8 protein-coding genes are annotated in these 9,323 nt (G+C 72.5%); 4 read left to right on the top strand and 4 right to left on the bottom strand.

The annotated features are described in order from the left end of the window. Positions 1–141: 141 nt before the first annotated feature. Complete coding sequence (locus AOK08_RS15560) at positions 142–2,148, bottom strand: APC family permease (protein ID WP_198539277.1); 2,007 nt, start codon at positions 2,146–2,148, stop codon at positions 142–144. A 133-nt stretch (positions 2,149–2,281) separates the two neighbouring features. Here AOK08_RS15560 and AOK08_RS15565 point away from each other — a divergent pair, with 133 nt between their 5' ends. Beyond that, positions 2,282–2,914, top strand: coding sequence for a YigZ family protein (locus AOK08_RS15565; protein ID WP_055526160.1), 633 nt, complete (start codon positions 2,282–2,284; stop codon positions 2,912–2,914). Here the strand turns inward: AOK08_RS15565 and AOK08_RS43140 are convergent. Further along, on the bottom strand, positions 2,874–3,059 hold the full coding sequence (locus tag AOK08_RS43140; RefSeq protein WP_198539278.1) for a hypothetical protein: 186 nt from the start codon (positions 3,057–3,059) through the stop codon (positions 2,874–2,876). The two genes, AOK08_RS15565 and AOK08_RS43140, sit on opposite strands and share 41 nt — an antisense overlap. Before the next feature lie 61 nt (positions 3,060–3,120). On the opposite strand from AOK08_RS43140, the gene AOK08_RS15570 reads away from it, so the two are divergent. Continuing rightward, entirely contained in the window at positions 3,121–4,284 is a 1,164-nt protein-coding gene (locus AOK08_RS15570; protein WP_055526161.1) for an exonuclease SbcCD subunit D, read from the top strand. A 37-nt stretch (positions 4,285–4,321) separates the two neighbouring features. Beyond that, positions 4,322–7,306, top strand: a complete 2,985-nt coding sequence (locus AOK08_RS15575) for an AAA family ATPase (RefSeq protein WP_055526162.1) — start codon at positions 4,322–4,324, stop codon at positions 7,304–7,306. A 39-nt stretch (positions 7,307–7,345) separates the two neighbouring features. Here the strand turns inward: AOK08_RS15575 and AOK08_RS15580 are convergent, their stop codons facing one another. Next, positions 7,346–7,792 (bottom strand): Lrp/AsnC family transcriptional regulator, encoded by a 447-nt coding sequence (locus AOK08_RS15580; RefSeq protein WP_053746164.1) that lies wholly within the window; start codon positions 7,790–7,792, stop codon positions 7,346–7,348. A gap of 147 nt (positions 7,793–7,939) precedes the next feature. Between AOK08_RS15580 and AOK08_RS15585 the strand changes: the two genes are divergently transcribed. Beyond that, on the top strand, positions 7,940–8,437 hold the full coding sequence (locus AOK08_RS15585) for a rhodanese-like domain-containing protein (protein WP_055526163.1): 498 nt from the start codon (positions 7,940–7,942) through the stop codon (positions 8,435–8,437). A gap of 34 nt (positions 8,438–8,471) precedes the next feature. On the opposite strand, the gene AOK08_RS15590 is transcribed toward AOK08_RS15585, so the two are convergent. Next, positions 8,472–9,266 carry an ATP-grasp domain-containing protein gene (locus AOK08_RS15590; protein ID WP_055526164.1) on the bottom strand — a complete coding sequence of 265 codons (795 nt, stop codon included), beginning with the start codon at positions 9,264–9,266 and terminating at the stop codon, positions 8,472–8,474. Positions 9,267–9,323 lie beyond the last annotated feature (57 nt).

Below are 9,323 nucleotides of genomic sequence, written 5' to 3' on the forward strand. Positions count from 1 at the left end.
TCGTGCCAGTCGTCGCCGTGCTGGCCTGGCACGGCGACGACTGGCACGACCTCGCACCCGGCGCGGCCCTGCTCACGGACCTGATCGTGCCGCGCGGGAAGACCCCGACCAGATGAACGGACCCGCCCCTGCCTGACCCGGTCAGCCCACGTGCACGCGTGGACGCCGGTCCGGGTCCGGTTCCGCGCGGCGGAGCACCTCGCGGGTGACCGGGGCGACCTCGCCGTGACCGAAGATCAGGAACCGGACGAAGTGGCTGAAGGGGTTGCCCTCGGTCCAGTTGAAGTAGGCGTGCGGGACCTGGCCGGTGCGGTCGCGCAGTCGCATCAGCACCGCGGCGATCGTGTTCGGCACGGTCGCGCCCTCCACGCGCAGCCGGCGCGCGCCGTGCTTCTCGTCGCCGCGCACCGACAGATCCGCCGTGAAGTCGGAGGAGTCCCGCACGAACACCTCAAGGAACAGCACGGGACGGCCGTCCGGGATGTGGGTCTGCTCGCGCTGGCTGTACTCCTTGGCGCGGTACTCCCGGGTCGTGTGCTCCTGGGGCTCGTTGGCGACCAGGAGAAGCGGGCCGCCGGCCGCCGCCTCGTCGATGATGCGGGCCGCCGTCTCGTCGAACGTCACTTCGGCGGCCCGCAGTTCGAAGGCGCGGCGCACCCGGGACGCGAACGACGTGGCGAGGATCGCCAGGATGAAGATCATGGCGATCTTGATGCCGTCGGGCCGCTCGATCACGTTCGTGACCAGGGTGTAGGCGAACACGGCGGTGATCGCGCCGAAGCCGACCGTGGCGGCCCGATGGCCGCGCCGGTGCACGGCGACCGCCGAAGCGAACGACGCGGACAGCATCAGCACCAGCACACCGGTCGCGTACGCGCCGCTCTGGTCGTCGACGTTCGCGTTGAACCACAGGGTGATGAACACGGCCGCCGCCATGAACACCAGCACCAACGGCCGCACGGCCCGCGTCCATTCGGGCGCCATGCCGTAGCGCGGCAGATAGCGCGGTACGAGGTTAAGCAGTCCGGCGAGCGCGGAGGCGCCCGCGAACCAGAGGATCGCGATAGTCGAGATGTCGTAGACCGTGCCGAAGATCTCACCGAGGTGCTCGTGCGCGAGGTAGGCGAGCGCGCGTCCGTTCGCCGGGCCGCCGCTCCTGAAGGCGGACTGCGGGATCAGGATCGTCGTCGCCAGACTGGACAGCAGCAGGAAGCAGCTCATGATCACGGCGGCCGTGGTGAGCAGCCTGCGGGTCTCCCTGATCCGGCCCTCGGGCCGCTCGAAGGTGTCGGTCGCGTCCCCCTTGACCTGCGGCATCACCGCCACGCCCGTCTCGAAGCCGGACATGCCGAGCGCCAGTTTCGGGAAGACGAGCAGCGCCACGCCGATCATCGCGAGCGGTGACGAGTGCGCCGCGGTCATCGCGTCGGTCCAGTCGCCGATCCTGTGCGGGTGGCTGAACACCTCCCAGGCCGAGACGGCGAGAACGACCACGTTGAGGGTGAGGTAGACACCCACGAGCACCACGGCGATGCCGATGGCCTCCTTGAAGCCCTTCAGGAAGACCGCGCCGAGACCGAGGACCAGGGCGAGCGTGATCCACTCGTTCCCGCCGTGCGTCCAGTGCGGAGCGAAAGGATTCTCCACGACGTGTGCCGAGGCGTCCGCCGCCGAGAGAGTGATCGTGATCATGAAGTCCGTGGCCGCGAAACCGAGCAGCACGAGCACGAAGATCTTCCCGGACCACCAGGGCAGCAGCCGCTCCAGCATGGCGATGGACCCCTCGCCGTGCGGACTCTCCCGCGCGACCCGGCGGTAGACCGGCAGCGCGCCGAGCAGCGTCAGCGCGATCAGCACAAGTGTGGCGAGCGGTGAGAGAAGGCCGGCCGCGAGGGCGGCGATGCCCGGCTGGTAGCCGAGCGTCGAGAAGTAGTCGACGCCGGTCAGGCACATGACCCGCCACCATCTGTGACCCTTGTGGTCCTCGGCCGGGGTGGCGTGCGGCCCCGGATGCCGGGCCGACTGCTCGCTGAGCCCCTCCAGCAGCCAGGCCCGCCAGTGGGGCGCGGGCCGCGCGGACACCGTCGCGGAGCGTCTTGGCTCCGCGGGCCCGGCGCTGTCCTTGCCATCCACCTCGACGCCGGTCATGCGGTGATCTCCTTGAGGTCTGCTTTGCGCACTGTTTACTTCTTTATTGCTTATCTGTTTATTGGGCCTGGCCTGCGGCCTTTTGGCAACGAGGAGTGAGTATCCACCACGCCGACGCCCGTAGGGTGGCCGGATGCCGGACGAGTACCGCACAGTCGCCCACCCAGGTGTGCACGAGACCGAGGTCAACCGCTCCCGCTTCCTGTGCGCCCTCGCCCCGGCGGCCACCGAACAGGAGGCCCAGGAGTTCGTCGCCGCTGTCCGCAAGGAGCACCCCGACGCCACCCACAACTGCTTCGCGTACGTCATCGGCGCCGACGCCTCCGTCCAGCGGGCGAGCGACGACGGCGAACCGGGCGGCACCGCCGGGGTCCCCATGCTCCAGATGCTGCTGCGCCGCGACATGCGGTACGTCGTCGCCGTCGTCACCCGCTACTACGGCGGCGTCAAACTGGGCGCGGGCGGCCTGATCCGGGCGTACGGGGGAGCGGTCGGCGAAGCCCTCGACGTGCTCGGCACCCGCACCCGCCGCCGCTTCCGGCTGGCCACGGTGACCGTCGACCACCAGCGGGCCGGAAAGGTCCAGAACGACCTGCGGTCCACCGGACGTGAGGTGCGCGATGTGCGCTACGGGGAGGCCGTCACGATCGAGATCGGCCTGCCGGACACCGACGTGGAGGCGTTCCGGGCGTGGCTGGCGGACGCGACGGCGGGAACCGCGGGGTTCACACTCGGGGGAGAGGCGTACGGAGACGCGGACCAATGAGTACCGCGATGCCCGCGATGCCCGCGATGCCCGCGATGCCCGCGATGCCCGCGATGCCCGCGATGCCCGCGATGCCCGCGATGCCCGCGATGCCCGCGATGCCCGCGATGCTCGTGACATCGGCGACGGCCTCGGGGGGCCGCACAGTGGGCCGATACGGGAGTAACCACCCGTGATGTCGGACCCGGCTGTTAGTTTCGGGGATCATGAGACTGCTGCACACGTCCGACTGGCATCTCGGCCGCTCCTTCCACCGGGTGAACATGCTCGGGGCGCAGGCCGGGTTCATCGGCCATCTCGTCTCCGTCGCGCGGGAGCGCGAGGTGGACGCGGTGGTCGTGTCGGGTGATGTGTACGACCGGGCGGTGCCCCCGCTGGCCGCGGTCGAGCTGTTCGACGACGCCCTGCACCGGCTCGCCGACCTTGGCGTGCCGACGGTGATGATCTCCGGGAACCACGACTCGGCCCGCCGCCTCGGAGTGGGCGCGGGCCTCATCGACCGAGCGGGCATCCATCTGCGCACCGACCCGTCGGCCGCCGGGACGCCGGTGGTCCTGCGTGACGCCTTCGGCGAGGTCGCCTTCTACGGACTGCCCTATCTCGAACCGGCGCTGGTGAAGGACGAGTTCGGGGTGGAGAAGGCCGGCCACGAGAGCGTCCTCGCCGCCGCCATGGACCGGGTCCGCGCCGACCTCGCCACGCGCGCGCAGGGCACGCGTGCCGTCGTCCTCGCCCACGCCTTCGTCACCGGCGGCGAGGCCAGCGACAGCGAGCGGGACATCACCGTCGGCGGGGTCGCCGCCGTGCCCTCCGGGGTGTTCGACGGCGTCGACTATGTGGCGCTTGGCCATCTGCACGGCTGCCAGACCATCACCGAGCGCGTGCGCTATTCGGGCTCCCCGCTGCCGTACTCCTTCTCGGAGGCCGACCACCGCAAGAGCATGTGGCTGATCGACCTGGCGGGCGACGGCTCGCTCACAGCCGAGCGCGTCGACTGCCCGGTACCGCGCCCGCTGGCCCGTATCCGGGGGGCGCTGGACGAGCTGCTCGCCGATCCCTCCCTCGCCCGTCACGGGGACGCGTGGATCGAGGCCACGCTCACCGACGCGGTACGCCCCGCCGACCCCATGGCCCGGCTGATGGAACGGTTCCCGCACACCCTCAGCCTCGCCTTCGATCCGGAGCGGTCACCGGGTGACCCGGACGTGACGTACGCACGGCGCCTGGCGGGGCGCGCAGACCAGGAGATCGCGGAGGACTTCGTCCTGCACGTACGGGGCGCGGGCGCTGACGAACACGAACGGACCGTCCTGCGGGCCGCGTTCGACGCGGTGCGGGCCGACGAGACGGTACGGGAGGTGGCGCGGTGAGGCGCGCTCAGGGGAGTACGGACGCGGAGGGTGCCTCGTGAGGCTGCACCGGCTGGACATCACGGCCTTCGGGCCCTTCGGCGGTGCCCAGCGGGTCGACTTCGGGGAGTTGTCAGCCGCCGGGCTCTTCCTGCTGCACGGGCCGACGGGCGCGGGCAAGACCTCCGTCCTGGACGCCGTCTGCTACGCGCTGTACGGCTCGGTGCCCGGTGCCCGTCAGGGCGGCTCGCTGCGCAGCGACCACGCCGAGCCCGGCACCCGAACCGAGGTCACCCTCGAACTCACCGTCGCCGGACGCCGGTTGGAGCTCACCCGGCAGCCGCCCTGGGAGCGGCCCAAGAAGCGCGGTGCCGGCACGACACTCGACAAGGCCCAGAGCTGGCTGCGCGAGTACGACGCCCCGGCCGGGGCCTGGAAGGACCTCAGCCGCTCCCACCAGGAGATCGGCGAGGAGATCACCCAGCTCCTCGGGATGAGCCGCGAACAGTTCTGCCAGGTCGTGCTGTTGCCCCAGGGCGACTTCGCCCGCTTCCTGCGCGCCGACGCCGAGGCTCGCGGCAAGCTGCTCGGCCGCCTCTTCGACACCCATCGCTTCGCCGAGGTCGAGAAGCGCCTCGCGGATCACCGCCGCGCCGCCGAGGCCGAAGTACGCGACGGGGACACGGAGTTGCTGGCCGACGCCCACCGTATGCAGCAGGCCGCCGGTGACGCCATGGAGCTGCCCGCTCTGGCGCCGGGTGAACCGGGGCTGGCCGAGGCCATCATGGGCGCCGCGGCCGTCGCCCGCTGCACCGCGCGTGAGCTGCTCACCATCGCCCACTGCGCCCGCGCCGCCGCCGAATCCGCGCAGGTCGCGGCCGAGGGCAAGCTGGCCGACGTACGCGAAGTGGCGCGGCTCCAGCGGCGGTTCGCCGAGGCCGAGGAGCGGGCCGGGCGGCTTGCCGAGCGGGCCGATGCCCACCAGTCGGACCGGGTACGGATGGAGCGGGGCCGCAAGGCCGAGACGGTGGCGCCCGCGCTGGAGCTGCGCGAGGCGGCCGAGGCCGAGCACCGGCGCGCGGCCGACAGCGAGTCACGCGCGCGTGCCATGCTGCCGGACACCTTCGCGGACGCCGAAGCCGCCGGACTGGCCGCCGCCGCACGCCGGGCAGCGGAGGAACTCGGCGGGCTCGAATCCGCCCGCCGCGCCGAACACCGGCTGGGTCAACTCCTTGCCGAGCGCACCGGCCTGGACCGTCAGGAACGCGCCGACGAGGACGTCCTGCACGACGCCGAGAACTGGCTCGGCGAATGGGAGACAGCCCGGGCGGGCCTCCAGAGCCGTATCGAGTCGGCGCGGGAAGCCGCCACCAGGGCCGAACCGCTCTCCGTCCAGCGGGAACCCGCCCAGAACCGGCTCACGGCGGCCCGTCGGCGCGACACGCTCGCCCGGAACGCGGACGACGGGGAGAGGGACGTACTGGCGGCGCGCGAGCGGGCCACGGAGGCCAAGGCCCACTGGCTCGACCTCAAGGAACAGCGCCTGAACGGCATCGCCGCCGAACTGGCCGCCAACCTGAGCGACGGCGAACCCTGTGCCGTCTGCGGAGCCACCGAACACCCGGCGCCCGCCCGGAAGATCGCCGGGCATGTGGACCGCGAGACGGAGGAGCGCGCGCTCACCGCCTACCAGCGGGCCGACGAGCGGCGCGCCGAGGACGAACGCCGACTGGGTGACGTACGCGAGGCGCTGGCAGCCGCCAGCGCCGAGGCCGGTGACGCCCCCACCGCTCAACTCGCCGAACAGGCGGAGGAGTTGGAGCGGCGGTACGAGGAGGCCCGGCGCGGCGCCTCCGGGCTGCACTCCGCGCAGGAGGAGCTGCGCCGGGCCGAGCAGGAGCACGAGCGCCGTGTCACCGCCCAGCAGGAGGCGGCGCTCAGGACGGCCTCCCGGACCGCCCGCCGGGACACCCTCGACCGCGAACGGGCCGCGTTGGAGCAGGAGTTGGAGCAGGCGAGGGGCGGCGCAGACAGCGTCGCCCAACGCGCCGCGCAGTTGGAACGGCAGGCCGCGCTGCTCACCGGGGCCGCCGAGTCCGCGCGCGCCGCCGAGGACACCGCCCAGCGCCTCAAGGACGCCGACGCCCGCCTCGCCGACGCCGCCTACCGCGCCGGGTTCGACACACCACGCGCGGCGGCGGACGCCCTCCTGGACGACGCGGCCCACCGTGAACTCCAACGGCGCCTGGACGACCGGCAGTCGGAGGAGGCAGCCGTACGGGCAGCTCTCGCCGAGCCCGACACCGTGGCCGCCGCGCAACAGCCGCCCGCCGACCTACCGGGCGCGGAACAGGCGGCCTCGGCCGCGGCCCGGCGGCTGCGGGAGGCCGCCTCCGCGCGCGACGCCGCCGCGAGCCGCTGCACCGAACTCGACCGCCTGTCCGCCCGCTCGGCCACGGCGGTACGCCGGCTCGCGCCGCTGCGCGCCGCCCACGACCGGGTGGCCCGCCTCGCCACCCTGACGGCGGGCACCTCGGCCGACAACGAACGCAGGATGCGGCTGGAGTCGTACGTCCTCGCCGCCCGCCTCGAACAGGTGGCCGCCGCCGCGACGGCACGGCTGCGGCGCATGTCGTCCGGGCGCTACACCCTGGTCCACTCCGACGACCGGGCCGGGCGGGGCCGCAGCGGCCTCGGTCTGCATGTCGTCGACGCCTGGACCGGCCGCGAGCGCGACACGGCGACGCTGTCCGGCGGCGAGACGTTCTTCGCCTCGCTGGCCCTCGCACTGGGCCTCGCCGACGTCGTCACGGACGAGGCCGGCGGGGTCCGCCTGGACACCCTCTTCATCGACGAGGGCTTCGGCAGCCTCGACGACCAGACACTGGACGAGGTCCTCGACGTCCTCGACTCACTGCGCGAGCGTGACCGCAGTGTCGGCATCGTCAGCCATGTGCCGGATCTGCGGCGGCGGATCCACGCCCAGCTGGAGGTGGTGAAGGGGAGATCGGGGTCGGTGGTGCGGCAGCGGGGCGGCGAGTGAGGCCACCGGCCGGACCGGTCGTCGGCGCCGGCCGGGCGTTTACTGGCCGACAGGGCGGCGGGGAAGCGGCGAGGAGTAGACGACGCTCGTGGTCACCGAGCCCAGCGCGCCGATCTTGCCCGACACCTCCTCCAGATGCCGCATCGAACGCGCGACGACCTTGATGACGAAACAGTCGTCGCCCGTGACGTGATGCGTCTCCAGGATCTCGGGCGTCACGGCGACCAGGTCGTGGAACGGCTTGTAGTTGCCGTTGGGATACCTGAGCCGGACGAAGGCGAGGATCGGCAGGCCGAGCCGCTCCGGGTCGACGACCGCCGCGTACCCCTGGATGACCCCGGCCTCCTCCAGCCGCCGCACGCGCTCGGTGACCGCGCTCGGCGACATCGCGACGGCGCGTGCCAGCTCGGCGAAACTGGCGCGGCCGTCCCGCTGAAGGACATCGAGGATGCGCCAGTCGGTGGCGTCCGGGGAAAACGTGCTCATGCCCGAGAAATAGCAGGGAAACCACCGGTCGATCAAGACAAAGGCCGTGGATCACACCTTCAGGTGGGGCGACAGCGGCCATAGATTTCCGGCCATGGAGCCCATCCCGTCCCGACCCGGGCTCCCCTGAGGGAAGGCCGACAGCCCATGACCGTCAGCACCGTCAGCACCGGCACCGCCATGAACCCCGTCCTGCGCGTCGCCCCGGCCTCCCCGGCCGAGGCCGCCGCCCACTTCGCCGCGAGCCTCGCCTTCCACGCCGATGTCTCCGACGTGGCCGCCGCACTCGCCGCCGACGGCGACCCCGGGTTCGTGGTCGTCGACTCACGCTCCACCGAGTCCTGGTACCAGGGCCACATCCCGGGCGCCCTCCACCTGCCGACGGCCCTGATCCCCGAGCAGGCGGCCCGACTGCTCGACAGGTCGGTACCGGTGGTGACGTACTGCTGGGGCCCCGCCTGCAACGGAGCGACCCGCGCCGCCCTCGCCCTCGCCCAACTCGGCTACCAGGTCAAGGAGATGCTCGGCGGCTTCGAGTACTGGGTGCGCGAGGGCTTCGCGTTCGACACGAGGGAGGGGCGGGAACGCCGCGCCGCCGACACCCTGACGGCCCCGGCCGACGCGACGGCGGCCTGCGGCTGCTGAGGCGGACGCGGTCCGCTGCCCGCCCCTCGGCGAGTCAGTCCCGCACAACCTCGGGCAGCGGGCGCAGAAAGGCACGGTCCGCCGCACCGAACTCTCCCTCCGTGCGGGCGGCACGCAGGACGACATCGAGGGCGGCAGCCGCATCGCAGGCGTAATGCCCGCTGGCCCAGGCGGCGTTGGCCTCGACGACCGCCCACTCCGAGCTCTCCGAGAGCAGACCGACGTCCACGACGACGGCACTCGGCAGATGCTCCGACGCCAGGCGATCGGCGAAGGCCAGGACCTCCGCACACCGGGGGTCCTCGTCGAGCGGGGCGACGTCCAGCTCGCCGTGCGTCAAGTACCGGCTCCCGGTGCGGACTTCACCGTCCAGCAGGAACAGCCGGTACTCCACGGCGAAGGTCACGATGTCGCTCACCAGCACCGGCGTGCCGTCGTCGACCGCGTCGGGACCAGGCAGCCGGCTCCCGTCCGGATAGACGCGTGCGGGAAAACTCTTGTCGTTGGGCGGCTTAACGAAGGCGGGCCGCCGCAACTGCCGTGCCTCGGCGACCGTGCTGAACTCGATCTCCCTGTGCGTGAGTTCGTACGGCAGCCGGGCCGGCCAGTCCGGCGCCGCCTCCAGCAGCCCGAGCCCCAGCTCGGCGGCGACCGCGTCCGCGAACAGCGGCCCGGCGTACAGCGCCGCGCCCGGGGCCGCCCGCCGCTCCTCCGGCACCCGCCACTCGCGCAGCACCTCGACGCCCATGGCGCGCCGACGGGCCGCGTCGGCCAGGGCATGTCCGGTCGCGGTGACACGCGGGGAGAGGAAGAGGGTCCGGGCGTTCATGAGAGTCGAGGGTGGTTCATGGGCGGGGGCGGGGTACAGCGAATTTCGGCGGAGTGG

The organism is Streptomyces graminilatus (assembly GCF_001418565.1).
Classification (GTDB): Bacteria; Actinomycetota; Actinomycetes; order Streptomycetales; family Streptomycetaceae; genus Streptomyces; species Streptomyces graminilatus.